Annotated in this window: 21 protein-coding genes and 2 pseudogenes; 11 read left to right on the plus strand and 12 right to left on the minus strand. The window is 65.9% G+C overall.

What is annotated here, in order from left to right:
* Nucleotides 1-37 precede the first annotated feature (37 nt).
* From ACP7A3_RS12730 to ACP7A3_RS12755, 6 genes are all read left to right on the plus strand, one after another.
* The gene (locus ACP7A3_RS12730; RefSeq protein ID WP_426255833.1) at nucleotides 38-1,144 is read left to right on the plus strand and encodes an NADH:flavin oxidoreductase/NADH oxidase; all 1,107 of its coding nucleotides are present in this window, start codon (nucleotides 38-40) and stop codon (nucleotides 1,142-1,144) included.
* A complete protein-coding gene (locus ACP7A3_RS12735; protein ID WP_426255834.1) occupies nucleotides 1,141-2,292 on the plus strand; it encodes an L-dopachrome tautomerase-related protein in 1,152 nt (383 codons plus the stop codon). The genes ACP7A3_RS12730 and ACP7A3_RS12735 overlap by 4 nt, the downstream gene beginning before the upstream one ends.
* Before the next feature lie 145 nt (nucleotides 2,293-2,437).
* Nucleotides 2,438-4,015, plus strand: a complete 1,578-nt coding sequence (locus ACP7A3_RS12740) for a TolC family protein (RefSeq protein WP_426255835.1) — start codon at nucleotides 2,438-2,440, stop codon at nucleotides 4,013-4,015.
* Complete coding sequence (locus ACP7A3_RS12745; protein WP_426255836.1) at nucleotides 4,012-5,016, plus strand: HlyD family secretion protein; 1,005 nt, start codon at nucleotides 4,012-4,014, stop codon at nucleotides 5,014-5,016. Before ACP7A3_RS12740 ends, ACP7A3_RS12745 begins: the two co-directional genes overlap by 4 nt.
* The gene (locus tag ACP7A3_RS12750; RefSeq protein ID WP_426255837.1) at nucleotides 5,013-6,146 is read left to right on the plus strand and encodes an ABC transporter permease; all 1,134 of its coding nucleotides are present in this window, start codon (nucleotides 5,013-5,015) and stop codon (nucleotides 6,144-6,146) included. Before ACP7A3_RS12745 ends, ACP7A3_RS12750 begins: the two co-directional genes overlap by 4 nt.
* Nucleotides 6,143-7,252, plus strand: a complete 1,110-nt coding sequence (locus tag ACP7A3_RS12755; protein WP_426255838.1) for an ABC transporter permease — start codon at nucleotides 6,143-6,145, stop codon at nucleotides 7,250-7,252. Before ACP7A3_RS12750 ends, ACP7A3_RS12755 begins: the two co-directional genes overlap by 4 nt.
* Nucleotides 7,253-7,269: 17 nt before the next feature.
* On the opposite strand, the gene ACP7A3_RS12760 is transcribed toward ACP7A3_RS12755, so the two are convergent.
* The 4 genes from ACP7A3_RS12760 to ACP7A3_RS12775 form a co-directional block, all read right to left on the minus strand.
* Entirely contained in the window at nucleotides 7,270-8,355 is a 1,086-nt protein-coding gene (locus tag ACP7A3_RS12760) for a serine hydrolase domain-containing protein (RefSeq protein WP_426255839.1), read from the minus strand.
* 145 nt (nucleotides 8,356-8,500) lie between these two features.
* On the minus strand, nucleotides 8,501-9,469 hold the full coding sequence (locus ACP7A3_RS12765; protein ID WP_426257150.1) for a serine hydrolase domain-containing protein: 969 nt from the start codon (nucleotides 9,467-9,469) through the stop codon (nucleotides 8,501-8,503).
* A 534-nt stretch (nucleotides 9,470-10,003) separates the two neighbouring features.
* Entirely contained in the window at nucleotides 10,004-11,254 is a 1,251-nt protein-coding gene (locus tag ACP7A3_RS12770) for an aminotransferase class V-fold PLP-dependent enzyme (RefSeq protein WP_426255841.1), read from the minus strand.
* Nucleotides 11,254-13,653 carry a TonB-dependent receptor plug domain-containing protein gene (locus tag ACP7A3_RS12775; protein ID WP_426255842.1) on the minus strand — a complete coding sequence of 800 codons (2,400 nt, stop codon included), beginning with the start codon at nucleotides 13,651-13,653 and terminating at the stop codon, nucleotides 11,254-11,256. Before ACP7A3_RS12775 ends, ACP7A3_RS12770 begins: the two co-directional genes overlap by 1 nt.
* 982 nt (nucleotides 13,654-14,635) lie before the next feature.
* Between ACP7A3_RS12775 and ACP7A3_RS12780 the strand changes: the two genes are divergently transcribed.
* From ACP7A3_RS12780 to ACP7A3_RS12790, 3 genes are all read left to right on the plus strand, one after another.
* Nucleotides 14,636-15,412 carry an aspartyl protease family protein gene (locus ACP7A3_RS12780; protein ID WP_426255843.1) on the plus strand — a complete coding sequence of 259 codons (777 nt, stop codon included), beginning with the start codon at nucleotides 14,636-14,638 and terminating at the stop codon, nucleotides 15,410-15,412.
* A 50-nt stretch (nucleotides 15,413-15,462) separates the two neighbouring features.
* Nucleotides 15,463-16,029, plus strand: a complete 567-nt coding sequence (locus tag ACP7A3_RS12785) for a DUF2306 domain-containing protein (protein WP_426255844.1) — start codon at nucleotides 15,463-15,465, stop codon at nucleotides 16,027-16,029.
* A gap of 104 nt (nucleotides 16,030-16,133) precedes the next feature.
* On the plus strand, nucleotides 16,134-16,319 hold the full coding sequence (locus tag ACP7A3_RS12790) for an HAD family hydrolase (RefSeq protein WP_426256045.1): 186 nt from the start codon (nucleotides 16,134-16,136) through the stop codon (nucleotides 16,317-16,319).
* Nucleotides 16,320-16,404: 85 nt separating this feature from the next.
* On the opposite strand, the gene ACP7A3_RS12795 is transcribed toward ACP7A3_RS12790, so the two are convergent.
* The 8 genes and pseudogenes from ACP7A3_RS12795 to ACP7A3_RS12830 all read right to left on the minus strand — a co-directional run bounded on the left by ACP7A3_RS12795 (nucleotide 16,405) and on the right by ACP7A3_RS12830 (nucleotide 22,030).
* Nucleotides 16,405-16,662 (minus strand): hypothetical protein, encoded by a 258-nt coding sequence (locus ACP7A3_RS12795; protein ID WP_426255845.1) that lies wholly within the window; start codon nucleotides 16,660-16,662, stop codon nucleotides 16,405-16,407.
* 86 nt (nucleotides 16,663-16,748) lie between these two features.
* Nucleotides 16,749-16,916: a hypothetical protein gene (locus ACP7A3_RS12800; protein WP_426255846.1), complete on the minus strand. Its 168-nt coding sequence runs from the start codon at nucleotides 16,914-16,916 to the stop codon at nucleotides 16,749-16,751.
* Nucleotides 16,917-17,217: 301 nt separating this feature from the next.
* Nucleotides 17,218-17,508 carry a hypothetical protein gene (locus ACP7A3_RS12805; RefSeq protein WP_426255847.1) on the minus strand — a complete coding sequence of 97 codons (291 nt, stop codon included), beginning with the start codon at nucleotides 17,506-17,508 and terminating at the stop codon, nucleotides 17,218-17,220.
* A 50-nt stretch (nucleotides 17,509-17,558) separates the two neighbouring features.
* Nucleotides 17,559-17,816, minus strand: a pseudogene (locus tag ACP7A3_RS12810) (SapC family protein); the annotation flags it as partial.
* Between the two features lie 206 nt (nucleotides 17,817-18,022).
* Nucleotides 18,023-19,756: a flotillin family protein gene (locus tag ACP7A3_RS12815; RefSeq protein ID WP_426255848.1), complete on the minus strand. Its 1,734-nt coding sequence runs from the start codon at nucleotides 19,754-19,756 to the stop codon at nucleotides 18,023-18,025.
* 30 nt (nucleotides 19,757-19,786) lie between these two features.
* Nucleotides 19,787-20,404, minus strand: a complete 618-nt coding sequence (locus ACP7A3_RS12820) for an OB-fold-containig protein (RefSeq protein WP_426255849.1) — start codon at nucleotides 20,402-20,404, stop codon at nucleotides 19,787-19,789.
* A gap of 336 nt (nucleotides 20,405-20,740) precedes the next feature.
* Nucleotides 20,741-20,925 (minus strand): annotated as a pseudogene (locus tag ACP7A3_RS12825) (integrase core domain-containing protein); the annotation flags it as partial.
* A 481-nt stretch (nucleotides 20,926-21,406) separates the two neighbouring features.
* The gene (locus ACP7A3_RS12830) at nucleotides 21,407-22,030 is read right to left on the minus strand and encodes a TetR/AcrR family transcriptional regulator (RefSeq protein WP_426255850.1); all 624 of its coding nucleotides are present in this window, start codon (nucleotides 22,028-22,030) and stop codon (nucleotides 21,407-21,409) included.
* A gap of 75 nt (nucleotides 22,031-22,105) precedes the next feature.
* Between ACP7A3_RS12830 and ACP7A3_RS12835 the strand changes: the two genes are divergently transcribed.
* Both ACP7A3_RS12835 and ACP7A3_RS12840 read left to right on the plus strand, forming a co-directional pair.
* Nucleotides 22,106-24,919 (plus strand): DUF2339 domain-containing protein, encoded by a 2,814-nt coding sequence (locus ACP7A3_RS12835; protein ID WP_426255851.1) that lies wholly within the window; start codon nucleotides 22,106-22,108, stop codon nucleotides 24,917-24,919.
* Nucleotides 24,920-24,925: 6 nt separating this feature from the next.
* On the plus strand, nucleotides 24,926-26,047 hold the full coding sequence (locus ACP7A3_RS12840; protein ID WP_426255852.1) for an MFS transporter: 1,122 nt from the start codon (nucleotides 24,926-24,928) through the stop codon (nucleotides 26,045-26,047).
* Nucleotides 26,048-26,471 lie beyond the last annotated feature (424 nt).

The following is a 26,471-nucleotide window of genomic DNA, read 5'->3' on the forward strand; positions in this document are numbered from 1 at the left end:
ATCCTGCGGCGTCGCTGCCCTCCACAGGAGACGCATAATGGCCCGACTGTTCGAACCGCTGACGCTCGGCGGACTCAGCCTCGCCAACCGCATCGTCATCGCGCCGATGTGCCAATATTCCGCCGAAGACGGCGCGATGACCGACTGGCACCAGATTCATCTGGGCCAGCTCGCCATGGCGGGGGCGGGCGCCCTGACGATCGAAGCCACCGCGGTCAGCCCGGACGGGCGGATTACCTATGGCGATGTCGGTCTGTACGACGACCGTACCGAAGAGGCGATGCGGCGCGTGATCGACAGTGTGCGCCGCTGGTCGGACGTGCCGCTGGTCGTCCAGCTGGCGCATGCCGGCCGGAAGGCGAGCTGTGCCAAGCCGTGGCACGGGGGCGCGCAGATCGCGCCGGATGCGGAGAATGGCTGGCAGACGGTTGCGCCGAGCGCGGTGCCCTATGCCGCGACCGATCATGCGCCCGTCGCTCTGGACGAGGCGGGCCTGGCCCGGATTCGCGATGCCTTCGCCGATGCCGCCCGACGGGCGGCGCGACTTGGGCTCGACGCGATCCAGATCCATGCTGCGCATGGCTATCTGCTGCACGAATTCCTCTCGCCGCTCTCCAATCACCGCGAGGACGCCTATGGCGGCAGCCTCGCCAACCGGATGCGGTTCCCGCTCGAAATCTTCGACGCGGTGCGCGCGGCGTTTCCCGCTGACCGACCCGTCACCGTCCGCGTGTCGGGGACCGATTGGGTCGAGGGCGGCTGGACGGCGGACGAAACCGCGCAATTTGCCGACGCGCTGGAACAGCGCGGCTGCGCCGCCATCCACGTGTCGAGCGGCGGCCTTGATCCACGCCAGCAGATCCCGGTTGGTCCCGGCTATCAGGTGCCGCTGGCGCGGACGGTCAAGGACGCGGTTACGATGCCCGTCATCGCGGTCGGCCTGATTACCGATCCGCAGCAGGCCGAGCAGATTCTGCAGGACGGGCATGCGGACGCCATCGCCATCGCGCGCACCGCCTTGTGGGATCCGCGCTGGCCCTGGCACGCCGCCGCCGTGCTCGGTGCGTCGGTCAAGGCGCCGCCGCAATATCTCCGGTCCGAGCCGCATGAGGCGGGCCGTATCTTGAAGGAGATGACGCGATGAAACGGCCTGCCACATTGCTCCTCGCCGCCGCTGCCGTCGCCTCGATCACGGTCGGGGCGACGGCCCGCGACACGGCTCCGGCACCCCGGATCGAGCGGGTTGCCGCGTTCGACGGCGCGATGCCGACCGGCGTGACCGTCGCGCCCAACGGCCGTATCTTCGTCAACTTCCCGCAATGGGGCGACCAGGCGCCGTTCACGGTCGCCGAGCTGGTAGACGGCAAGGCGGTGCCCTATCCAGATGCGGCGACCAATCGCCCTGATCCCGCCGACCCGGCCGGTCACTTCATCTCGGTGCAGAGCGTCGTCGCCGATGGCGCAAATCGTCTGTGGGTGCTCGACACGGCTGCACCGAAATTCGCGCCGCCCCACGCGGGTGGCGGGAAGCTGGTAGCGATCGACCTCGCGACCAACCGGGTGGTCAAGACCATCGTCCTGCCCCCAAGCGTCGTGCTGCCGACGACCTATCTCAACGACGTGCGCTTCGACCTGCGGCAGGGGGAGCAGGGCACCGCTTACATCACCGACAGCAGCAACGCGGGCGTCGGTGGCATTATCGTCGTCGACATCGCCAGCGGACGGGCGATCCGCCGCCTGTCCGGCCACGCGACGACCAACCCGGAGCCGGGCTTCATGCCGGTCGTCGACGGCGAGGTGCTGATGAACCGCCCGGCCAGTGGGACTGCGACGCCGGTCGCCATCGCCAGCGACGCGATCGCGCTGAGCGCCGATGGCAGCATGCTCTATTACGGGCCGCTCTCGGGCCGCACCCTGCATGCCGTGCCCACGGCGATGTTGCGCGATCCGTCCGTGTCGGAAGAGCAACTTGGCCGCGCGGTTCGCAGCATGGGGCGCAAAGGCGCGTCGGATGGCATTGCCGAGGACGATCGGGGCCGCGTCTTCGCCGGTGATTACGAACATAATGCGATCCGGGTGCTCGATCGCGGCCATTGGTCGACCCTGGTCAGCGATCCGCGCATCAGCTGGCCCGATACCCTGTCGATCGGCCCCGATGGCTATCTCTACTTTACCGCTAACCAGCTTCACCGCCAGCCCGGCTTTCACGGCGGCCGCGACCTGCGTCGCAAGCCCTATGAACTGCTTCGCATCAAGGTCGGCAGCCGCCCGGTACTGCTGACGCGGCGTTGACAATACCACTTTCGGAATGGTCGCCCGGACCGGTGGCGGGGAAGCCGGTCTGGCCCGCCGGGTTGCGATCGTGACGCTATTGTAACCACCGTCCACATCTGCGACATTTTGTGCTCTGTCAGGCACATGGGTGGAGGGGGATCGCATGCGGGAACCAATCCTGTCGGAGCGAGCGCCTGGCGACCGGCCTGTGCGGGAAGGCAATGGCGTGATGCTACGTCCGGCGGCACGGCTGGCGTTCCTGGCATCATTCGCCTGTGCGGCGATCGCGCAGGCGGAGGCCCAGACCATGGTGCCGCCGGATGCGGCGCAGCCGCCGCTGGGACTCAGCTTCGATGCGGCCCTGGCCAGGCTCGACGACGCATCGCCCGGTCTCTCGGGCGAGGATCATGCCGTCCGCGCAAGCGAATTGATTGCCGATGCCACGCGCAGTCTGCGCCGCCCGGTCGTCAGCGCCTCCGCCAGCGTCATCGCCTATCAGAAGACGCTGTCCGTCGATCTGACCGGCGCGAAGGAGAATGCGGCGACCGGCGCCGCCGACTTCCTGTCACAGCTTCCGGGCAATTTTCCTATCGGTCTGCAGCAGATCGTCGGGCAGGTGGTCCAGCGGGTCGGTGCGGCGCTGCCGACGATCTTTGGGGCCATTCCCGATACCCTCCAGTATCAGACACGCGACACGGTGTTCCGACCCGCGGTGACCGCAGCCATGCCCCTGTACACCGGCGGAGCGATCCCGGCGGTGCAGGCTGGCGCCGATGCCGCCGTCGACGTGGCGCGGGCCAAGCAGGCCGGGGGCCGCGACTTGGCCCGCGTCGGCCTGGTCCGCAGCTATTTCGGGCGGCAGGTGGCATCGCAGCTGACGCGCTCGACCCGCGAGACGCTGGCGGGGTTCGATCGCCATCTGTCCGACGCCCGCAAGTTCGAGCAGAACGGCGTCATCCCGCATGCCCGCGTGCTTCAGGTCCAGGTCGCCCGCGACGCCGCAGAGCGGGCCTATTTGCGCGCGCAGCTCGAGGAATCGAGTGCGGCCGATGCGTTGGCGCGGCTGCTCGATCAGCCGCAGGGCATAACGGCGCTGACGCCGCTATTCGTCAATTCGACGCCCTTGCCGCCGGTCGACACCTTCCTTGGCGGGATCGACACCTCTCCGCGCGCGCGGGGTGCCGATGCCGCGCGCGGCATCGCGCGGGCGGGCGTCGACCTGGCGAAGGCGCGATACCGTCCCCAGGCCTTTGCGTTCGGCAGCTACAATGCCAACCGCGACCACGCGCTGCCGACCGAACCCGATTGGGTCGCGGGCGTCAGCCTGCGCTACACACTGCTGTCCAACTTCGACCGCAAGAAGTCGCTGGATGCGGCGCGCGAGCAGGAACGCGCCGCGGCCGATGCGGCGGCACAGGCGCGCAAGGACGTCGCGGGCGAGATCGTGCGCGCCTGGAATTTGGTCGAGGCGGCGCGGCGTTCCTTCCTGCTGCTCGACAGCAACCTCGCAGCGGCGCGCGAGAATCTGCGGGTGCAGCAGCTTTCCTTCGCGGAAGGGGAGGCGCCGTCCTCGTCGCTCGTCGATGCCCGGGCGGTGCTGGCGACGACGCAAAGCCAGCGGATCGCGGCGGCCTATGAATATGATCTCGCGCTCGCCGGATTGCTCGCGGCCAGCCACCGGGTCGACGACTTCACCACCTATCTGGCGCGCGCCGATCGACGTTTAGGGGATGAGCAGTGACCGACGAAGCCACCACCCCGCCGGCGCGTGGCAAGCGGTCGCTCGCGATCGTCGCGGGGCTGATCGTCGTGATCGTCATCGGGCTGTGCCTATGGCTGGCGAGCCGCCCGGCGCCCGAGCAGCTGCAGGGCATGGTCGATGCCGACGAGGTCAATGTCGGGACGAAGGCGCTCGCCCGCGTCGATCGACTGATTGCGGAGGAGGGGCAGCGGGTCCAGCCGGGGTCGCTGCTCGCCACCTTGTCCAGCCCCGAGATCGCGGGCGGGCAGGCGCAGGCGCAAGGGGCGCTCGACGCCGCGCGCGCCATCGCCTCCGAAACCAACGAGGGTGCCCGGGCGGAGGATATCGCGACGCTGCGCGCGACGTGGCAGGCGGCGCAGGCGGCGGCGGATCTGGCGGCGGTGACCAGCCGACGTACCGCCAACCTCTATGCCGAGGGCGTGGTCGCCGCCCAGCGCCGCGACGAAGCGGCTGCGGCGCGCGACAGCAGCGCGCGCAATGCGGAGGCCGCCCGCCAGCAATATGCCAAGGCGCTGGCGGGCGCGCGGCCGCAGAACCGGCAGGCCGCCAATGCGCAGGTCCGCATCGCCGAGGCTGCGCTGCGCACCGCCGACGCCCTCGGGCGCGAAACGCGGCTGGTGTCGCCGATCGCGGGAGAGGTCGCGCGCAAGCTGGTGCGGCCGGGCGAGGTCGTCAGCCCCGTCATCCCCGCCTATCAGGTCATCGACATCGACCACCCCTGGGTCGCGCTCAACCTGCGCGAGGATCGGTATCACGCGATCGACGTCGGGACGGTGCTGCACGGCCATATCCCCGCGCTGCAACGCGACGCCGTCTTCCGGGTCTATCTCGTCGCGCCGCGCGGCGACTTCGCAACGTGGCGCGCGACGCGCGAGGCGTCGGGCTATGACGTGCGCACCTTCGAGATCCGGCTGCGTCCCGTATCCGCGATACCCAAGCTGCGCCCGGGCATGAGCGTGCTGTTCGACTGGCCGCAATGACCGCCTTTCGCCGGGCGCTCGCCCGCGAAATGCGGCACCTTCGCCGCGATCGCTGGGATCTGGCGGGGATCACGCTGCTGCCCGGCATCCTGATATTCATCGTCGCCGCCCTGTTCTGGCAGGGGCCGTTTCGCCAACTGCCGCTCGGCATCGTCGACAGCGACGGCAGCGGCGCGAGCCGGGCGATCATCCGCGCGCTGGACGCATCGCCGCTCATCCGCCCCGGCGGCAGCTACCGCGACGAGGCCGCCGCAGGGCGCGCCGTCCGCACCGGCACGATCATGGGGTTCGTGCACATGCCCGCAGGGCTTGGCGAAAGCATCGCCCGGCATCGCGAGCCGGTCGTCCGCATCCTCTACAATGGCAGCTTTCTGACCGCTGGCGGGCAGGTCGCGCGCGCGGCCGGTGATGCGGTGACGGCGGCGCTTCCCACCATCGCGGCCAGCCAGTTGCCGAACCACGCCGTGCCGGAGAGCCGCGTCCGCCGTCTGGTGGTGGAGGCGACGGCGCTGGGCAATGCGCCGGTCAGCTTCGAATGGTTTCTCGGATTGCTGATCTTTCCCGCCGTCCTGCATCTGATCGCGGCCTGTGTCTGCGCGATGGCGCTCGGTCGTGAACTCGAGGACAAGTCGCTGTCGGCCTGGGCGAAGGGCAGCGGCGGGGTGGGGGCGGCGATGGCGGGCAAGTTGCTGCCCTATGTCGTGGCGATCAGCGGCTGGGGGCTGGTCTGGCTTCTCTACCTGACCCTGGCGCGCGGCTGGCGTGTCGAGGGCAGCCTTGTCCTCATCGCCTGCGGTCAGACGCTGTTCTACGTCGCGACCGCCGCCATCGCCGCGTTGCTGGTGGCGGTCACGCGCGAAACCGCCACCGCGCTGTCGGCCAGCGCGGTCTATGCAGGCTCTGCGCTCGCCTATTCGGGCGCGACGCTGCCCCTGAACGGCGGCAATGCCTTTGCGCGGATCTGGAGCGAGGTGCTGCCGCTCACCCATTATATCGCGCTCCAGATGGGGCAGGTGAGCGGTCAGACGGTCGCCGCAGCGGTTTCGCCGACCCTGGCGCTGATCGCCTATGTCGTCGTGGCGGGCGGCGGCGCGCTGGCCGTCATCAGGCCGCGGGCGGGGCGAGCATGACCTTCGGCGCGGCGTTTTTCGCGACATGGCGCGCGATCCTCACCTCGCGGACGTTGCTCAGCACGATGCTGCTCGCGGTCGTCCTCTATGCCTTTTACTATCCTGCGCCCTATGCGCACGAGGCACCGCGCAAGCTGCCCGTGGTGGTGGTCGATCAGGATGCCAGTGCGCTCAGCCGCGCCATGATCCGCGATCTGGATGCGACCCGCGCGGTCCACGTCGTGGCAGTAACCGGTGACCTCTCTGCCGGGCGCGCCGACATGCGCAGCGGCAAGGCCGACGGGATCATCCTGATCTCCGACGGTCTGGAACGCCAGCTGCAGGCCGGGACGGCCGGGTCGGGAATCGCAGTCTGGGTCAACGCCACCTATTTGCTCCGCGCCAGCACGATTGGCGAGGCGGTGACCGCGGTCGTCCAGGACATCGCGAAGACCCGCCTTCTGTCGGGAGGGCAGCTCGGTCGCACCGGCCCGCCGGTCGCGGTCGTCGAGGAGCCGCTGTTCAACCGGACCGGCGGCTACAAGGGCTATGTCTTTCCCTCGGTCGCCGTCATCATCATCCAGCAGACGCTGCTGTTCGGCGCCGCGACCTTCATGGGCGGGCGGCGGCAGACAGGGTGCTGGCGGATGGGGCGCGGGGAATTTGGCGGCACGCTCGCCGCCTTCGCCTCGGTCGGCTTGCTCGGCTGCTATTTCCTGTTCGGCCTGATCTTCTGGGTCCAGGGGGTGCCCGTCGACGGGAATGTGCCGGGCATGTTGCTAGTGGTGCCGATCTTCGCGACCGCGGTCGCCGCGCTGGGTCTGCTGGCGGGCAGCGCCTTCGACCGGGCGGAGCGGGCGATCTACATTCTCGGCCCGACGTCGGTGCCCTTCTTCTTTCTGACCGGTGCCACGTACCCGCTCGATCAGATGCCGCGCTTCGTCGCCGCCTTCGCGCAGCTGATACCCTCGACGGCAGGGGTGCATGCCTTCGTCCCGCTCAATCAGATGCGAGCGTCGATCGGCGAGGTCGCAAGCTCGTTGCTGACGTTGGTCGTGCTGGCAATTGGCTACGCCGCTTTCGCCTATCTGCGGCTGATCGACCCATCGCCTCGGCGTCGCGGCTGACGGCGCGAGCGGTCCCGTCAGCTCATCTGGCCACGGAGGAAGGCGATCAGCTTCGGATCGCTGCCGGTGCGTTCGAGGATCGGCAGGATCACCCGCCACCCATTGTCGCTGTTGGTCAGGATGACGATGCCGTCGCCGCTCGCGCGATCGATCGCGGCGAAGGTGAACGCCCCGGCATCCTTGCCGGTGTGGAGCATCGTCGTTCCACCGGGAAAGCCAAGGAGCTGCCAGCCAAGGCCGAAGCCGGTCCAGGGCGGACAGGTGTTCGCTTTCGTTCCGGTACAGATGTCGGGCGTCAGATCGGCCTGCGACCTGCTGCGTTCGGCTGCAATGACCCTGGTCAGACCGCGGTCGTTGCGGGCCGCGATGAGGAAACGCGCATAATCCCGCGCGGTGGCATGCGCCAGATCGGCGGCATTGTATTGCGTCACCCGCTCGACCGGCAGCGGCTTGCCTGCCTCGTCATAGGGTACGGCGATCGGCGCCGTCTCGCCCTGCGCCGAAACATAGCCCGAGGCGCGCATGTGAGCCGGAGCGAACAGCCAGCGCCCGGCCAGCGTCTCGAACGATTGCCCGGTGCGGTGCTCGGCATAGCGCGCCGCATATTGATATCCCTCGCCCGAATAGCCGGTGGTCGTGCCGGGATCGTGATCGAACGCCAGCCCCTTGGCATCGCGCCAGTTCGGCAAGCCGGTGCGATGGCTCAGCGCCATGCGGACCGTCAGCTTCATCCGCCGGGGATCGCGCGACAGGTCGGGATCGCTCCAATAGCGGTCCATCGGTTCGTCCAGCGACAGCGTGCCGGCCGACACCAGTCGCAGGATGACCTCCGCCGTAAGCGGCTTCGTCAGCGAGGCGAGATTATAGGGTGTGGAGACGGTCGCCGCGCGGTTGGGGCCAGCCATGCCCCAAGCCCCGCTCGAGACGATCCGCCCATTGCGGATCACGGCGACCGAAGCGCTTTCCACGCGCTGCTCACGCAGGGTTGTGGTGAGATCCGGCAGCGTGGTGTTCGTCCTGGCGTCCGCAATCGAAGAACAAACCACCAGCGCGACCAAACCGCGAGAAACTGCCTGCTTCAGCACAGCGACTGTATTACCCATATGCAACAGCTAGCGATATTGAAGCGTGGCGGCAATCTCGCCGGTGGCGAGCAGAGCTACGCTACCGCTCTCCCTCGCTCCCAACACGAATGGATGGCCGAAAGCCGCAGGCTATACCGAGGCGGGAACAACCTCGACGTCACGGCTACAACCACGTCAAGGCGTCAAACTCACGTCCGAACCGGACGCGGGCGGCTCGTTCGTAGACCCGCAGCCCCCCGGCCCCGTTCGTCAGCATGACCAGTCCGTCGTTGCTGACGAGATCGAGGATGAACAGGTTGGCGACACCGTCATTGGCGCCCCAATGCCAGGCGAAGCGGTCTGAGCCCGACTGTTCCAATCCCCACCCCAGGCCCCAGGCGAGACTGCCTTCGACGGTCACCGTCGGCGTATTCATGGCCGGGTAGCGGCGCGCGAAACGGACGAAGCGGGCATAGTCGCTCGCGGTCGTCCACAGTCCCGCCGCCATGTTCGGGATCATAAAGACGGGCAGGGCCGGCTTGCCGAGCGCCTGGGCCCCCGCAACGCGATCATCCTGCGTCCATGCCTCTACGGACCGGCGGGGGCCGGCGTCCCGGCTCCTCTGGAACTGCGCGGGACCCTTGTCCGCCATCAACGCGCCGCCGGCATCGTGCGCCCACGCCACCAGCGGCGATTGGCCGGCTGACCAGCCATAGCCGCTTCGCGTCATTCCCGCAGGCGTCAGCACCCGAGAACGGACGACCTCCGCTGCGGTCTGACCGGTGACTTTTTCGGCAAGGCGAGCGAGCAGGGCGTAGCCCTCTCCCGAATAGCGAAAGTGAGAGCCTGGCTTGAACCGGCTCACCAGATCGCTGCCGGCCTCGGTCCGCCAATTCGGCAGACCACTGGAATGCGATAGCAAGTGACGAGGCGTAATAGCCTTGGTCGCGACATCCGCCGTGAAATCGATGTGCTTGGCCACAGGCTCGTCGAGATCGACGCTGCCGTCGCGGACAAGGTCGTGGATGGCAGCCGCCAGGACCGGCTTTGACAGGGAAGCGGCTTCGAACAGCGTCTCCGTCGTCGCGTTCGCCTCACCGACTTTGGCGTATCCTATTGCAGAGCTGACGGGCTCCGCTTCGCCGTCGAACACAGCCCAGCTTGCCCCCGGCACGGAAGCAAGCGCCATCCATGACGGGACTTGCATCGCCGTACGCCTCTGGCTCCTGGCCAGCGCCGGCATGGAGGCACAGCCGGCAGCGACTGCGGTGCCGATCAGGATCGTTCGCCGTGTCGGGTTCATTCGGGCATTCGCAAGAGCGTCATGACATAACCGATCGCTTGGTGTATTGTGCCTACAATACGGTCCGTCGCGCTATTTGCAATTGACCTTCGTGCGTTACCGGAAGGTCTGACGTACGGCGTCCTCAGCTCTCGAACTGCACCAGACCGGATGACCAAACGTCCGCTTCTGAGCAGTGGCGGTGTCACTGCGACCGTTTACTTTTGGGTCAGGGCAGCGACGTCGAATTGCTACTGCCTATGTGATCCAAGCTCTGAGACATATCACCATTAACGCCGTCTCATGCTCCGACATTTTATGATCGCCAGGTGTCGCGGCCATTCTTCGGCAGTGTGGCGATCGCTTGCGGCCTCAACAGCCCATCGGATACACGCCCACGTGCTTTCAATTAACGGCTGACAGAGCCTTCGCCAGACGGTCGACGTCGCTCGCCGAATTGAACAAGGACGGCGTTACGCGGACACATGCGCCATGGGCGGCTCCTGTCCGATGAACGGTGAAGATGCGATGCTGCTCAAGCAGTCGCTGGGCAAGGGCGGCATTCGCCTGCGGGCTGATTACCCCCCGGAACCGGAACGACGTGATCGCGCCATGCGACGCGGGGTCGTCCGGCGTCAGTATCTCGATGCCGGGGATCGCCCGCGCCTGCCGGACCCAGCGGTCGCGAAGCGCGCGCAGCCGTGCGGCGCGGGCGGCACGGTCGATCCGATGCTGAAAGGCGAGTGCAGCGGGGACGGTGAGCCAGGACGCATAATCGAGCGTGCCGGTGTGGATCCGGGCCATGACGGTGTCGGGGCCGCTCGCGTCTTCGGCGGGATCCCGGTCGATGCGGGACAGCGCGCCTTTGCGGATATGGAGGATGCCGATGCCCAGCGGCGCGCCGAGCCATTTGTGGCCGTTCAGTCCGACGAAATCGCAATCGAGGTCGGGCAGCGCGAAGTCGAGCTGTTGCCAACTGTGCGCGGCATCGACGATGACGTCGATGCCGCGGGCGCGGGCCATCGCAGTGATCTCGCGAACCGGGATCACCAGGCCGGTCCGGTGGCTAAGGTGGGTGAGGAGGATGAGCTTCAGCCGCGGTTCGTCAGCCATCACCTGTGCATAGGCGTCGATCAGGCTGGCGCGCGTGGCGGGTTCGGGTAGCGCGATGCGACGAACGCGCACGCCACGCCGCGGCCCAAGGCTCTCCATGCACGCCTGCATGCTGTCATAGTCGAGGTCGGCATAGACGATCGCATCGCCTGCGGTCAGACGATTGTAGCCGAGGATCAGCGCCTTGAGCGCCTCGGTCGCATTGCGGGTGAAGGCGATCTCATCGGCAGGTACGCCCAGCTCCGCCGCGACGGCGCTGCGGGCGGCGCCAAGGTCGGCGAGCATGCCGCGCCGGGCGTAATAGCTGGTATCGCGGTTCACACGCGCGACAGCCTGTTCGTAGGCGGCGCGGACGGGGCGGGACATCGCGCCCCAATTGCCGTTTTCGAGCTGGATGACGTCCTGGGGCAGGTCATACTCCGCAGCGACGGTCGCCCAGAACGCCTCGTCGTCCGGGGCGGGATGCGCGGGCGCACCGGCGCGCGCGGGCAGGGGAAGGGTGGCGGCCATCCCGCCGGCCAGAAGCGCGCGCCGATCGATCATCAGAAGCTCAACCCGAGCCGGACATAGTACCGGCCGCCATCGGTATCATAGGGGGCGTTTCGCGAATAGATCAGGCCGCGATTGGCCTGATTGGTCGCCTCCGCCGGATAGGTGTCGAACAGGTTTTCGGCGCCGCCGCGGATCGAGATGTTCGGCGTCATGCGATAGGTGAGCGAGGCGTCGAAGAGCGCGATGCCGCCGAAGCGCTGGAACAGCTCGCCGGTCGCATTGCCCGTCACATCGGTCCAGGGCCCATAATAGCGGCCGCGCAGGATCATGCCGATCGGACCGATATCGTAGCCGAGCGTGCCGGTCGCATTATGCTGGGGCAGGCGTTCCTGGAAGATGCGGCGTTGCGTGTCGTTGGCGATCGCCGCACTCGTCCCGCTACGGACGGTGGTGTGGTTGTAATTGTAAGCCAACGTGGCGCTGGCCCGACCGCCGCCGAGCGCGCGAGCATAGCTGACGACGACATCGACACCCCGGGTCCGGGTGTTGAAATCGTTGGTAAAGTAGCTGATCGAGGTGAAGCGGTTGGGGTTGGCGAAGCCCGCCGGGATGGCGATGGTCGCCGACTGGCTGAAGCGGTCGTCGACATCGACCTGGTAGAGATCGACCGTCCCGCCCAGCCCGATATGCGTCTGCGCGACGAGGCCGGCGCTGATATTGCGCGAGGTTTCGGGGCGCAGCGGCTTGGCACCGAGCGCGACCGCAAGCGGGTCCGTCGGCGCGAGGCGTCCCTGATTGAAGACCTGCAACGTCCGGGTGTCGAGACCCTGGCTCACGACGCGTGTGTTGAGCTGCGCCGGGGTCGGCGCGCGGAATCCGGTGGAATAGGTGCCGCGCAGCGCAAGCCATTCGACCGGCTCGACTCGGCCGGAGAATTTGTAGGTGAACTTGTCGCCGAAGCTCGAGAAGTCCTCGTAACGGCCCGCCGTGCCGAGGGTGAGCATCGTGATCGGATGCCATGTGAGGTCGACGTAACCCGCGTTGCTCGTCTGTTTGAAGTTGCCCGCCTGTTGCGGGCCGAAGCCGGGGAAGCCGTTGGCGTTGGGGGCAAGACCCGTCGCGGCCCCCGCTCCGATCGCATAGGAGGCCGGATCGCCGACGCCGACCGCGTAGCGCTCGATCCGCCGTTCGCCGCCAAAGGCGATATTGAGCGGTTCGACGACGCCGACGGGCAGGCGATAGACGAAGTCGGCGTTGAGGTTCGTCTCACGCTGCGTCAGGCGGCCGAGGTAGAAGCTGGTCGGACTGGCCGGCCCCAAGGAGGCGTTGAGCGTTTCGGCGATCGTATAGTCGATACGGCTGCGGCCGGCCGAGGCGCTGAGGTCGTAGCTCAGGGCGTCCGACAGGTCGCCGCGCAGGCCGCTGACGAGTTGCAGGTCGGCGAACTGCGTGCCGAAGCGCGGGGTGAAGCCAGCCGGGTAGATGCTGCGGAAGCTGAAACCGGGGAAGACGCTGCTGGCGTTGTAGACGCTGCCGGTGTTGCTGGGATTACGCCAGTTGAAATCGGTCAGCCCCTCGCCCTGCTGCACCGTAGCGAAGGCGTAGACCTTCGCCGCATCGGTGATGTCATAGTGCATGTCGATCGCGCCGCTGATGCGCTCTTCGTCCGGCTGCCCCCAGCGCTGTACCGGGTTCGGCACCGCGAGCGTCGGGTTCGCCGCCTGGAACGCGAGAGCATCGGGACGCTGGCGGGTGCGCGAGGTGGCCTCCCCATGCGCGAATTGGCCGGTGAAGACGATCGCGCCCTTGTCGTCCAGCGCGATGCCCCCGCGGGCGCCGGACTGGTAGGTGTTGCCGTCCCCGGCATAATATTGGCTGAACTGGCCGTATGCCTCCATCCCCGGCTGGTCGTCGAGCATGATGTTGATGACGCCGGCGATCGCGTCGGAGCCATATTGGGCCGACGCGCCATCGCGTAGCACCTCGATGCGCTTGATCGAGAGGGTGGGGATGCTGGCGAGATCGGGGGCCTGTGCGCCGCGCGTTCCCAGCAGAGCCGAGCGATGATAGCGCTTGCCGTTGACGAGGACGAGCGTCTGGTCGGCGGACAGGCCGCGCAGCGTCGCCGGGCGCACGAACGCCTGTCCGTCGGCGGCGGGCAGGCGCTGCACGTTGAAGGACGGCAGCAGCTGCGCCAGCACGGTGGTGAGATCGCTCGATACGCTGGACTGCACCAGCCCTTGCGGCAGCACGTCGACCGGCGCCAGCGTATCGAATTGCGTACGACCGCGCTCGCGCGTGCCGGTCACGACGATGTCATCTCCACGAGCAGCATCCATCGTGGCCTGACTGACCTCCGAACCTCCCTGGGACGCAGTGACCTGCGCCGAAACGGCAGGCGCGAAGAGAACGTGCAGCGCCGCAACGGCGCTGGCGGTAGCGAATTTCATGATGACACAGTCCCTGAAGGGCGGCTCTCTCGGCGCCTGTGGACTGCGCGCTAAAGCAGCTTTGTTGCAGTGTCGTTGTGCTTCGAATGCAAAGACGCGTCAGGCCGATGACCGTTATGTGTCACCTCCTAACCGGCAGCATCAGTCGCGACGGGAGGATTGGCGCCAGCCGTTCTGCAACGGGCCCGGTCGCCGCGAACCGCCTCGTTACTCTCTTGTCGAAATCAAACCGAGCGTTCGGCACAATCGGGCGCCAAAACCAACGTTGGACGTGGTCCGACCCCCCCAGCATGTCCCGCGCTGGCGTATCGAAGACTGCGATCAACGGGATCTTGCGGGCAAAGCGCAACTTTATCGCCAAGCGTCGCGCGAACCATGCACACCGAAGGTTACGCCGTCGCCGGTGCGCGAACGGCCGTACTCTGCGTCTCTCGAAGACCGCTGAATAGATTAGCAATACACGGGCGCGGCAGGGTTGTTAAAACACCTGCCATAAGCGCCGTGCCTGCTCCGTGACCGCGGCCACGACACCGATCGGTTCTCGGACACACGTGAGCCATAGGGCCCCGGTGCCGCTGCCGCCGTCTGACGACGATGCACGTCGATGGACGACGTCACCGACGATAAATGGTGCATCCGCACTGACATGACCGCCCCTTAGGCCGGCTGACCAACCAAAAGACCGAATGTCCGTCGGTAATGTATAGGTTGGGGGCTCCGCATGACCGTTTGTGGGTCTCCTGAGCGGCCTCTGTCATCCCCGCCTTCCGTCGATCATCGCCGCCGCCCCCCCTTGCGCTGTTGAAAAGACAAATCACCAAGTGTATTGCATGGGTAATACGCTTAAGGTCGGGGGAAGGGCATGCACCGGAATATTCTACGGACAGCGACCGTTGCGGCGACCGCCTTAGCCAGTCTCACAACGCCCGCTTTCGCAATCAAGCCGGACAAACCCGGGGTCTGTTCCCTGGCGCGAAGAGCGATGACTGGCGCGGTTCTGAGCGTGCCGTTCCGCGTCGTCGATGGCCGGATCTATGTGACTGTTAAGGTCGATGGAAAAGGGCCGTTCGTCTTCGCCGTCGATACGGGCGCGAGCGGCATGGGGCGTGCCGATGCCGGCTTGGTTGCCGCGCTGGCTATTCCCCCGACCGGATCGGGCCATACGTCTGATGGCGTGGCAACGGCGCAAGTCAGGACCGTTCGCTTGGCATCCGGCGCACTCGGCGGCTTGGTCCGACGCGATCTCGAGGTCGTCACCCGGGACTATAGCAGCAAGCTCAGCCCCGAAGCGGCGTTCTCCGGCATCCTGGGGCGCGCGTTCTTCGGCGATGGCCTGTTGGTCATCGACTATCCGGCGCGTCGCCTCACCTTCACGCGCGCCGTCGCGCTTTCCGGTGAGGGCAATGGCGTCATGTCGTACGAGCGGGCCTTTCGCGTGCCGGTGACGATTGGCGATACCCTGACGGAGGGCAATCTCGACACAGGCGCCAACGTGTCGTTCGTGCTGCCGAAAGCGCTGTTCGATCGTGTCGGCGGTGGTGCCCTCCAGCCGGCCGGCCAAGGCAAGCTGACCAACACGACGGTCAGCACCGGCAAGGCGATGGTGAAAGGGCCGTTCCGCATCGGCGCAGCCACGCTTTCTGACGTGGAGGTGCGGGTGTCGGATCGTTATCCGGAACTTCTGGTTGGGGCACACGCCTTGCAACATGTCACGTTGCTGATCGATCAGCGATTCAGGCGGATCGCTGTGTGCTCGTGACGACGCGATCGGCTCCAAAGACGTGGGGGCAGAAGGTCGCGTGGGCCGGTATGACGATTCTGAGCGTCGGGATTGCGATCTTTTCCTACCGCTACCTTTTCGCCGCGGGGTCCATGCCACCTGTCATCGCGGCCAACAGCCGTTTCGGCCCCTGGATCGTCATTCATGCCGCCGGGGCTGCAACCGCATTGCTCGTAGGGCCGGTGCAATTCCTGCCGAATCTCCGACAGGACAAGCCCTTCCTCCACCGGATTCTCGGCCGCATCTATGTCGCGGGTTGCCTGATCGGCGGGGTGTCGGCGCTGATCCTGGCGACCGGCGTATCGACGGGGCCGGTTACGGGGATCGGCTTCGGCACGCTCGGCATCGCATGGCTGCTAACGACGGGCGTCGCGCTGCGTGCAGTTCTTTCCGGCCGCATCGCGTCCCACCGACGCTGGATGGTCCGGTCCTTCGCGCTTACGCTCGCGGCTGTCACCTTGCGGATCTACCTGCCGCTATCCGATGTCCTGGGGATCGGCTTCGCCGCCTCATATCCCGTGGTTGCATGGCTTTGCTGGGTGCCGAACATGGCGGTCGTCGAATGGTATCTCCGTTCCGGCCCCCGCGAGCGATGATGTAACGAGTCGGCGCGGGCCATCGCCGGAAGCCTGGTTCAGCTTCTCGTTCGCTCAAGCCCAAGAAAAGACATTCCGCTTTCGACCAATCCGAAGCCGTTCATCTGTCTCGGCCGCGCGGTGACACGCCATATGACATCGAAGCCGCCGCCAAATGCGGCATCGCAGCCGTCGGCGTCCGATCAGGCAAGTTTAGCGACGAAACGCTGCGGGACGGCGGCGCGGTGGCATTGTACGACGATGTCGCCGCCCTGCTGGCCGGTTTCGAGCCTTCGCCGTTAACCGATTGAGGTGGTTTGCCGGGCGGACGTTCGGCGCAGCGGCGATGTCCGTGCGGCATCTGTCCGAAGACGAGACCTCACCAACGGCACCAGCCTACAATCCGGCGTGATCGATCATCGATGCGACCTCGACCGGTAGCTCGGACCCGAGCCTCGGCAGGAAGCGGTTCAGCGCGGTCTGCACGCGCGTTCGCGCGACCTGATAGGCCTTGTGGCGGATCGTGCGCGTCGCGTTGGTGCGCCAGGATGGGCTTTCACCCAGCAGCGCGTCCCATTTGGCCTCTTCTGCCGCCAGGATCGATATCGCCAGGCGCAGCCCGTCCCGCCGCCCACGGGCATAGTCGTCGGACATCACCGATTTCTTCGTCATCTCGCAACGGTGGCTACGCGCCCGGCCTGTGGCAAGGCCGACCTGTCGCGGCCCTTGACCGCTCGTGTTCAGCGCGCCGCCATCTCGGTGACCTTGCCGGCTAACGCGCCGAGCGAGAACGACGTGGTCGGCAGTTCCATGCCATGAACCAGATGCCGGTTCCCGACGGCGGCATTCTCACGCATCGCCGGTGACGAACAGCCGCTTCGACTCAGGGCGCGGCGTGCGGCCGGCATCGTCCACCTGCCGACCTCGTCCGGCTGGTCACTCCTCAGGATGTCGATCGAGGTTGGGCCATAGCTGATCTTTAGTCAAAGATGATCCGTACCATCGAAGTGAGCGTAAAGCCTGATGTGTTTGATCAGCCCGTACCAGATAGTGCGTTGCGGCTTTCAGATCTCCACTGGAAAAGTTCTTTGTAATCGGGAGCTGGTCGCGTGCATTGCTCAGCTGGTCGGGCGTTGGCATGTCGGCATCGCTGGTGCAGCCGGGAACAAAGCGTTCTGCCAATTCCGCCCAAGTCCGCCGGGCTTCATATTAGATCGGCAGGGTTTCTGACAGGGAATCCCACTGTTCGACCGCCGCTGCCGCCCTCGCCAGTTCGCGCTCGGCGGTGTCGAGGGCGGGTTGGGCGGCCAGGAACGTCACGATGGTTTCCAGCCGATCCAGACGGTGGGCCTGATCGTCCATTGTCGCGCGGTTTTCGTGCTGAAGGTCGCGAACGTTCGCGATGTCCGCCCGGTCGGGCCGGGCGCGGCGCCGGATCAGGGCGTCGAGCGCAAGACAGGTCCAGATCACGACGGCGCCTGTCGCGATCGCCAGCGGCAAGGCGTAAGCGGTTCGCCGGTGCGTCTAGCGGCTTTTAGTAAAGACCGGCCTTAGCGTTCCGCGGCGAGCGTCAGGCGTTCCCAATTGCCGGCGGAGAGCAGATGGGCATAGGCAGGCCCCCAGCCGCCAAGCGCCTGCAACTGCGCCACCGCCGCGCTATCCAGCGCTTCGAGCCGGTCGCGGTTGATCGCGACATAATCCAGCAGCAGCACCGGTTCGGCGTCCTCGTGGGGCTGATACCCGGCCTGGCGAGGCTCCATCAGGTCGAGATCGTCCAACAGGCGAACCCAGTGTTCGGTACGGATCTGTGCGTTTTGGTAGCTTTACCGCAGCATACGCCTGTCCGCAAACCGATGGAATTCGTCAGCGACTTTCCGCACGGTCTGCCATCGTCTTCGAGAAGGCGGCAACGTGCCCCAAGCCCACTGCCCGCCTTGATCGCCTGCCGCCGCAAAGATGGATGAACGGCTAAATGTGGAGAGGCGACAGTCCGCCGCGAATGACCGCAACTGGGTCAGGCTGGTCTTGAAGCAGGATCATTCTTTGTCGGGCCCACGCCGTTGAGCGGCATTGACCTCTGTGAAGGTTCAACGGCTGCGCTTGTCCCCGAGAGCATCCCATTGAGAGAGCCTCCAGCGATGCCGAGCTCCGCCATCAATCCATCGATCAACGGACCGCCCACCCGGTATCGCATCGCTGCGGAGACTGCCGCATCTGCCAAATTGACCTGACCGCCGTTGCCGCCTGGCTCGCCGGCCGGCGCCTCGCCGTGAAGGCCGCGAGCATCGACGATGCTAATCCGATCGATGTTCTCCATAGGCTTGCTGGCAGCGGCTATGATCGCGGGCAGGGCCTCTAGCATAGCCTTGCGGATCAGGAGTGCGGTCTGTGCATCGCTGAGGATGTTGGTGGCTTCGTTCAGCGAAGCCTGGCCGGCCGCATCGACCTTGAAAGCGGCCTCACGCCCTTCGGCGCGTGCCTTTTCGGCATCGGCTTCGGCTACGGCCTCCGTGCGAAGCGCACTTGCGCGGGCTTCCGCAGCCTCTTTCTCAGCAGTGGCGGCGACGGTAATCTGAACGGCCTCTTCCTGCGCACGCTGTGTCGCTGCGATCACTGCTACGTTCTTGTTGCGATTGGCGATTTCCGTTGCTTTGGCGGTAGCGACACTTTCCTCGGCGCGGACTGCGAGCGCGCGCGCCTCGTTGGCGGCGGCCGTCGCGGTGGACTCTTCCTCGGACTTTTGCGCGGTCTGCACGGCGGTCGTGATGCGCGCGATCTCGATGGTACGGTCGCGCTCGATCGTCGCCGTCTGGATCGCGCCATCGCGCGCGATCGTGGCGGTCTTGATCACCTTGTCCGCCTCGGTCTGCGCCACGGTCTGTGCCTGGTTGGCCGTGATCCGGGCAATTTCGGCGAGGCGGGTCTGTTCCGCTTCGGCGGTCGCGATCGCGGTGGCCTGTTCGGCGCGGCGCGCGGAAAGCGTCTGTTCCTGAAGCAACCGTGCCTGTTCGGCAGCCTGAGCGATCTCCAGCGACTGGTTGTTGGCTTCCAGGTTTCGTTGCTCGATCGCCACTCGGTTGGTCGCGACGATATCGTTGCGGGTCTTCTTGCGCTCCTCAATGGTGCGCGTCAGCACCGTCAAACCTTCGGCATCGAAAGCGTTGTTTTCGTTGAAATGCTCAAAGGCAGTCTGGTCGAAATGCGTGATCGACACCGACTCCAAGTGGAATCCGTTCATATCGAGATCGGTGAGTAGCGCCTCCTGCACCTTCTGGATGAAGTCTGCGCGATTGGCGTGGAGGTGCTCCATCGTCATCGTTGCGGCTACCGACCGTAACGCCGAGACCAGCTTGCCATCGAGCAGTGACTTGACCGCATCCGGATTGTTCACCGAATCGCCCAGCGTCTGTGCGGCAGCGGCGATTGACTCCGCGTCGGGCTTGACCTGGATATGGAACAGGCCAACGACATCGACCCGCAGCTTGTCGAGCGTGATCAGGGCATCCTTGTTGAGCCGCGACACCTCCAGCTTCACCGTCGTCAGGCGGACCTGCATCAGCTCGTGAAGAACGGGGATGACCATGATGCCGCCGTTCAGCACCACCTTTTCGCCGCCAAAACCCGTTCGAATTAACGCGACATCTTTGGTCGCACGGCGGTAAAGCCGGGTCAGGATGATGCCGATGACCATGAAGGCAAACAACACGATGCCTGCATAGATCAGGACGTTCAGTAGCGATGCAGGCATGTGTTCCCCCCCTTTTAGTCGTCACATGTATCAGATCGATCGAAGAAGAGAATCATCTTCGGCCAGGGCGAAAAATATCTGCCCCTCGCGGCGGACTAGCAACGCGCGCTCACCCGTCCCAATGACGGCCGCATCGTCGTGCGGCTCAACCATGATGATATGGGCCTGTCCGTGCTGGTCGACGACTTTGGCCCGGGCAGGGGCCCCGCGCCGCGCGGCGCCTTCAAGAATGGTGCTACGCCGTCTCAACAGATCGTTCGTCGAGATCACGCTGCTTTCAAAGCCCGGCATGATCCGGGCAAGGCCATGAGCAGCGCCGATGTTGAGGAGGCCACCGCCGATCAGCGCACCGATACAAGCCAGCGGCCATGGCAGCGGTGCGCCAGAAAAAGAGGAGACCCCCTGCTGAATGGCAACCCCGGTCAGGGTGAAGCATCCGAGTAGAGAGGTCAGCCAGATCAGGACTGGCAACTCGCTGCTCAGTCCCAGCCAGTCTAGCACACCGTGATGTCCATCGACACCGACGTCAGCACTCAGGTCGAGATGGCCAAGCCCCAGACCGACAGCTTCGATCAGGCCAATCCCGATCATGATAAAGAACGCTATCGCGAACGGTAGATAGGCCGGCGTCAGAAAGTTGGCTAGCATCCGTCGAGACTATCATGATGGCGTACCGATACCACCCGGTACGTGGCTGTATTACCCAGCTGCGGATCGCCGTCGATGACCTCTGAAGCCGCCAGCTGGCTCCGCTGCTTATCCTTTTGAGGTGAACGAACGGCAGAAGTGGAAGACATCGAACCGGCCTGTGAATGGCCGTTTTGAGGTCCTGCCTTTGGCAGGTGTCGCTCACTAGCGGACATCGCGTAAGCCGGTAGTCTGCCAGCGATGATTGATATTGCAGGATATGCCTTCCCGAATGACCTGTTCCCCGTTTTCAGGCCGCTGATAAATTATCTTGCGTGTCCTTAGCCCGTGGCTGGGACGGTTCGTGAACTCGGCGGGTGTCATGTCGCCGAGGCTGCCGTGCGGACGCACGGTGTCGTATCCGTCCACCATGCCCTGATGATTCATCTCGCTGCAGCCAGCGATGAAAATAGGCGCTCGTTCAAGCACTCGTCGCGCAAGCGACCATGGAGCGATTCCACGAAGCCATTATGCTGCGGCTCCCATATTATGGGACTGTCGATTGCCGATGCAATGACCGTGAGGCCACACCCTCGGAATACTAGGCGATGCGGGCAATGCCGCTCCCCTTTGCACACAATTGGGTGGCACTCTGGAAGCGGGATGAACAGTTCTCCGACGTCGCTCTGAATCCACCGCCTCGCAGGCGGTCCGGCGTCGAGAACCACATCAAGGACTTTCTGGGCCCGAAGATTGGCGTCCATCCGGAGAGCGTGGATCAGAACGCGATGCGAGCTTGGCTACACTTTCTTGGTCGCATGCCATTTGGAGCGAGAGGAGGGCGTTGCCCTCGTCGATGAGCGATATTTCGAGGGCGTGAAGCTTCCGCTTGACGATGCCCGAACGGGCTGCGTCCGGGTGCTGCGATGGGCCATGGATGACTAAGAGCGGCTCGCCGTGGTATCGTCTTCGTCTGTCACGCAGATCGATCGTGGTATCGTCTTCGTCTGTCACGCAGATCGATCAGCGCGCTGATCTCGCGGCGAGCGCCTCCCGCACGCGTGTCAGAGCCGCCGCCTCGGGCGCTGCTTCGCCCATCAAAGCCCACGCGCCGCTGATTGCGAAGGCGCAGTGACCGTGCACCGTCGCGATAAGCGATCGCGCGAGGGTGGCGAGGTCGTCGTCGGCCTCGCAATCGACAGCATGTGCTATCTCCTCGACGACGATACGGGTCAGCAGGCTGCGACCGGTTTCGTCGGCCTCGGTCAGTCCGCTGTCGGGGGGCAGGCGGTGGTCGAAGATGGCGGTCCAGAGGTACGGATGTTCACGCGCGAACCCAAAATAGCCGTCGACCAGCGCCGCGATCCGGTCCCCGTCGGAGCCAGCCTCATCTAGCCGCAGGCGCAACGATTCTGCCCAGGCGGCGAAGCTGCGCGTGTTGATCGCCGCGATCAGGCGGTCGGCCGTGCCGAAGACGTTGTGGATCGTACCGATTGAGTAGCCGATCCGTCGCGCCACTTCGCGGGCAGAGAAGCCGCCCAATCCGGCCTCGGCGATCAGCGCGGATCCCGTCGACAGGATCAACTCCTCGAGCTCGGCGCGGCTGTGGTCGGATCGGCGGCCCATGGAGAAGCGATAGATCAGCAATTGAGCATTGTCCAATTCATATATTGAGCACTGCTTTATTTGTGCTACTTTCGCGGCGAATCGAGGAGGTCGGCGATGCCGCTGCTGCTGTTGATCGTCGGGTGCTTAGCTATCGGGTTTCTGTGGCAAGAGGTTCGGCGGCTGCGTGACCGCGTCGAAACATTGGAAGGCTGGTTCGCTGCGTCCGCGACCCCGGTAGCGGCGGTGCCATCGCAGCCCGTGTATGTCCCGCTTGAGCCGCTCCCCGATCTGGTAGATGCCGAGGATCGCCCGGCGGAGCCGATCGCCGAACCGGTGGTCTCGACCCCGGCGCCAATCGCCGAACTGCCGCAGCAGTCATTCTTGGCGGAGTTGGCAGCAATCGAGATTCCGCCGCCGTCGTCGCGCTTCGAGGATGTGTTCGGGCGGCGGCTGCCGATCTGGGCGGGTGGGCTGACGCTGGCGGTCGCGGGGGTGCTGGTCGTCCGCTACTCGATCGAGGCGGGCCTTCTCTCGCCCTGGGTGCGGGTGATGTTCGGGCTGATCTTCGGCGCTGGCCTGATCGGTGGCGCGGAAGTGGCGATGCGTCGCGAAGCCGTGGTGCGCGATCCGCGCGTGCGCCAGTCGCTGGCGGGCGCCGGCATTGCCACGCTCTATGCGGTGACGCTGGCGGCGACGCATCTTTACCATCTGATCGGGCCGGGCACGGCCTTCGTCGCGATGGCACTGGTGACGGTACTGGCGGGTGCGCTGGCGTCGCGCTTCGGCGCGCCGAGTGCGGTGCTCGGGTTGGTGGGGGGGCTCGCGGCACCGGCGCTGGTCGGTGCCGGTGAGCCGAACGTGCCACTGCTGACACTGTATCTGGCGCTGACGGTCGGCGGGCTGTGCGCGCTGGGACGGCAGCAGCGTTGGTGGTGGCTTGGTGCGTTGGCGCTGGCCGGCGGCTTCGGCTGGGGGGCGCTGCTGATCCTGGGCGGTGCGCTCGATCTGGCGGCGGCGCTGTCGGCCGGCCTCTACACGCTGGTGCTCGCCATCGCGTTGCCGCTCCTGCTGGCCGGTGACCGAGCCGCGCTTCTGCGCGTCGCGGCAGCCGTGCTCGGTTGCGCGCAACTGGCCGCGCTGGTTGCGCTGGGTGGGTTCGCGCCGCTCGACTGGGGCTTGTTCGGGTTGATCTCGCTGGCGATCCTTTGGCTGTCGCGACGAGAGCCGCTGTTCGCAGACGTTCCTGCGCTGGCTCTGGGCGTGGCGATCCTGCTCGGCGTTGCGTGGCCAGAAACGACCGTTGCGGGGATGGGAGCGCTTCTGGCGGCACTGGTTGCCATCCATGCGGTTCCCGCCGCCCTGCGCGTGTGGCGAGAAGATGCCCGGCCGGTCGATGCCTCGATGGTGGTGGCCGTCGCGGTGGCCATCGGCGTGCTGCCGGCCTTGCGTTTCGATCATGTCGGGTTCGCGGCTTTGATCGGCGCCGCTCTGGCGGCGGGCGTGGCGGCGCGCGGATGGCGCGCGGCCGGTCGAGCTGACGACACACGCTTTGCGACGCTAGTAATCACGGCGGCGGGGTCGCTGGCGCTGGCCGCGGCGCAGATGCTGCCCTTCGCGGAGTGGGCGTCGGCGTCGGCGTTGCTGTGCGCCGCGATGATGACGCTCGCCGACCTGGCGAATGACCGGCGGATAGAGCGAGCGGGCTGGGTCTTCGGCGCGGCGACGATGGCTTTGCTGGGTGTCGGCGAAGGTATCGGCCGGTTGTCCGGCGAGGCGGGGAGCGGACAGGTGGCCGCGTGGATCGTGCCCGCCATGGCGGGGCTGGGTCTGGCGATCCGCTCGACGGGCACGCGCGCAGCGGTGATGCAGCCGGCAGCGGTGCTGATCGGCTATGGCGCAATGGCACAGGTCGTGTCGGGAAGCATGTTGCCGCTCGTACCTGTCGTCATGCTGTGTGTGCTCGCCGTTTCGCGCCGCGCGACCGTTCTCCCCGCCACGCTGGCGGCCGGTGCCATCGCTACGGGCTGGACGATCGTACCGCTGCTGGCCTGGAGCTCCTCGGCATTGGTTGCCGCTACGGGGGCCGTGGTGCTCGTCGACGCCTGGCCGAGTCTGGGTAACGCTTTCCTACGGATCGCGCTGCCGGGTGGGGCGCTGCTGGTGGCGCTGCGTCTCCTCTCGTCTCCGCGTGTAGTCCGGCGCGGTGCCGCCATCGGCGCGGGTGCGCTGTTGGTGGTGGCGGCGCATGTCGTGCTGGTGCGGGTGGTCGGGATCGACAGTCATGCCTCGTTTCTCGCTCGGTCGATGATGGAGCGGACGCTTTGGGAGGGAATGCTGGCGATCGCCGCGGTCGCCGCGTGGAGATGGCGGCGTGACGATGCCGCCATTGCCCTCGGCACGGCGGTGCTTGGCCATGGCGTGTGGTTTACGGGGATCGTCCTCAATCCGCTGCTCGCGCTGCAGCAGCCGGGGCCGTGGCTGGCGCTGTCCTATGCGATCATGGGCGGGCTGCTGTGGGCGATTCCGCGCCTGCTGCCCGCTGCCATCCGCCAGCGTGATGGCGCGCTGATGCTGCTGATCGTCGTCGCCGCCTTCACGCTCCTCCGGCAGGTCAGCCACACGCCGATGCTACTTTCGACCGGCACCGGAGCAGGCGAGCAGATCGCGCGATCGATCCTCGCGCTGGTGCTCGCGGGTGCGTTCCTATGCGTCGGGATCGTCCGCCGCGCCCGCGACTGGCGCCTTGCCAGCTTGGCGCTGATGCTGGTCGCGGTCGTGAAGGTGTTCCTGTTTGATGCCGCCGGCCTCGACGGTCTGGCGCGCATCGCGTCCTTCGCCGCGCTCGGCTTCAGTATGATCGGCGTCGGCTGGCTCTACAGCCGCTACCTGCCCGACGAGACCCATGAAACTTTCACCGCTATCGCCTAGAACGAATTGAAGTCCGGTTCATGCCCACGCAAGATCGCCACAGGCCTTTTCATCTTTGTCTACTTCCTGTTGTTGGGCTTTGCCGGTCAATTTGACGATAAATGGGATAAGGCGGCGCAGGTTCGTGCGGTAAAGGCTGTCGAGATCGGCATTATGATGCTGGTGCTGGGCGGGTTCTTGTTCGGATCGGTGCCGGTGCTGCTCGCCTGTCCGTTCGTGATGGACATGCACTCGATAGTGTTCGGGCTGGTCGAATATTCGATCCTGCCGCGGCATCTGGATCGCCACGAGCTGATGGGTGGCACCGGGCTGATCGAAGTAGGAACGTTTCTGGCGATGTTGACTGGGCAGTTGCTCGGCGGCCTTATCCCGAGGCGGAAAGCCGCGTTCGTGGCCGTGGCGGTAGCGGCGGTCGGCTTCGTCGCCAGTCTGACGGTGCCGAGCGCGCCGGCGGCGGCACGGGGGCTTGTTATTGAACGCAACGTGTCGCGCAGCACGGTTGCGATTCTGTCGGTAGCGCGGGCGCGTCGCGGCGTGTGGCCGCCGATCCTTGGCATCAGTTGGCTCTTCTCCTTCGTTGCAATCCTGATGTCGGAGTTCGCGCCGCTGGTCAGCGGTACGCTGGGTGCCGGCGCCGGTCCGGTGACCCTGTCTCTGCTCGTCTTCTCAATATTGGCCGCCGGCGGATCGCTGGCAGTGAGCAAGCTGCTCGGTGGCGAGGTGACCGCGGGCTACGAGCCGATCGCCGCACTGGGCATGGCTGCATCCCTGATCGCATTGTGGATCGTGACGCGCAGCGTCTCAATCGCGGTGGCCGGTGCCGACATATCGGCGTTTCTGGTAAGTTTGGGCGGTTGGCCGATCCTGGCGGGGCTGATCGGTCCAGCGTTATCGGGTGGCGTATTCATCGTGCCGCTCTACGCCCTCCCTTCAAGCGGACATCGACCCGGCGGAACGTTCTCGGACGATCGCGGTCAACAACATCGCCAACGCCTTCGCCACGGTCCTTATGGTGGTGGTCGTGACGGTGCTGCTGGCGTTAGGGGGCGGCGTTCCGGGGATCATTGGCGCGCTGGGGTTCGCGACGCTCACGATCGGAGACGACTGCGTGAAGGCGTCCGGTATTGATCGAGCGATCGCCCGGATCAAGCTGGAGAAACGTCTCGGTCCATTGCGTAGGCATGGCGAGTGTCCGCCGCCTCGACGGGGCACCTGCGAGGGCTTGTCTTTGCCGGTGACTATGAACACAAACCGAGCCGCTTGCTCGATCGCGGTCACCGATCGACGCTGGGCAGCGATCCCCGATCAACTGGCCCGATACCCTGTCGATCGGTCCCGGTGACTATCTCTATTTATCCGCGAACCAGTTCCATCGAGAGCCCGGCTTTCATGGCGGCCGCGACTTGCGGGGTAAGCCATATGAACTGCTCCGTCGTAAAACCCGACGCAGGGGAGAGCAACCTGAAGCGAGGCGGGAACTAATCCATCCGAAATGGCCGCCCTCAGCGTCCAGGAGCGGCTCGCTTGGGGAACACGGACATTGCCGCTAAAC

Origin of the sequence: Sphingomonas sp. DC5200-1, assembly GCF_049897245.1 — a bacterium.
In the GTDB taxonomy this organism is placed as follows: domain Bacteria; phylum Pseudomonadota; class Alphaproteobacteria; order Sphingomonadales; family Sphingomonadaceae; genus Sphingomonas; species Sphingomonas aquatilis.

What these genes read in the sequence shown, in the direction of transcription:
- ACP7A3_RS12730 (WP_426255833.1), top strand. Translation starts at nt 38, where the DNA reads ATGGCCCGACTGTTCGAACCGCTGACGCTCGGCGGACTCAGCCTCGCC.
- ACP7A3_RS12735 (WP_426255834.1), top strand. Translation starts at nt 1,141, where the DNA reads ATGAAACGGCCTGCCACATTGCTCCTCGCCGCCGCTGCCGTCGCCTCG.
- ACP7A3_RS12740 (WP_426255835.1), top strand. Translation starts at nt 2,438, where the DNA reads ATGCGGGAACCAATCCTGTCGGAGCGAGCGCCTGGCGACCGGCCTGTG.
- ACP7A3_RS12750 (WP_426255837.1), top strand. Translation starts at nt 5,013, where the DNA reads ATGACCGCCTTTCGCCGGGCGCTCGCCCGCGAAATGCGGCACCTTCGC.
- ACP7A3_RS12755 (WP_426255838.1), top strand. Translation starts at nt 6,143, where the DNA reads ATGACCTTCGGCGCGGCGTTTTTCGCGACATGGCGCGCGATCCTCACC.
- ACP7A3_RS12760 (WP_426255839.1), bottom strand. Translation starts at nt 8,355, where the DNA reads ATGGGTAATACAGTCGCTGTGCTGAAGCAGGCAGTTTCTCGCGGTTTG.
- ACP7A3_RS12770 (WP_426255841.1), bottom strand. Translation starts at nt 11,254, where the DNA reads ATGATCGATCGGCGCGCGCTTCTGGCCGGCGGGATGGCCGCCACCCTT.
- ACP7A3_RS12775 (WP_426255842.1), bottom strand. Translation starts at nt 13,653, where the DNA reads ATGAAATTCGCTACCGCCAGCGCCGTTGCGGCGCTGCACGTTCTCTTC.
- ACP7A3_RS12780 (WP_426255843.1), top strand. Translation starts at nt 14,636, where the DNA reads ATGACTGGCGCGGTTCTGAGCGTGCCGTTCCGCGTCGTCGATGGCCGG.
- ACP7A3_RS12785 (WP_426255844.1), top strand. Translation starts at nt 15,463, where the DNA reads ATGACGATTCTGAGCGTCGGGATTGCGATCTTTTCCTACCGCTACCTT.
- ACP7A3_RS12795 (WP_426255845.1), bottom strand. Translation starts at nt 16,662, where the DNA reads ATGTCCGACGACTATGCCCGTGGGCGGCGGGACGGGCTGCGCCTGGCG.
- ACP7A3_RS12800 (WP_426255846.1), bottom strand. Translation starts at nt 16,916, where the DNA reads ATGCCGGCCGCACGCCGCGCCCTGAGTCGAAGCGGCTGTTCGTCACCG.
- ACP7A3_RS12815 (WP_426255848.1), bottom strand. Translation starts at nt 19,756, where the DNA reads ATGCCTGCATCGCTACTGAACGTCCTGATCTATGCAGGCATCGTGTTG.
- ACP7A3_RS12820 (WP_426255849.1), bottom strand. Translation starts at nt 20,404, where the DNA reads ATGCTAGCCAACTTTCTGACGCCGGCCTATCTACCGTTCGCGATAGCG.
- ACP7A3_RS12835 (WP_426255851.1), top strand. Translation starts at nt 22,106, where the DNA reads ATGCCGCTGCTGCTGTTGATCGTCGGGTGCTTAGCTATCGGGTTTCTG.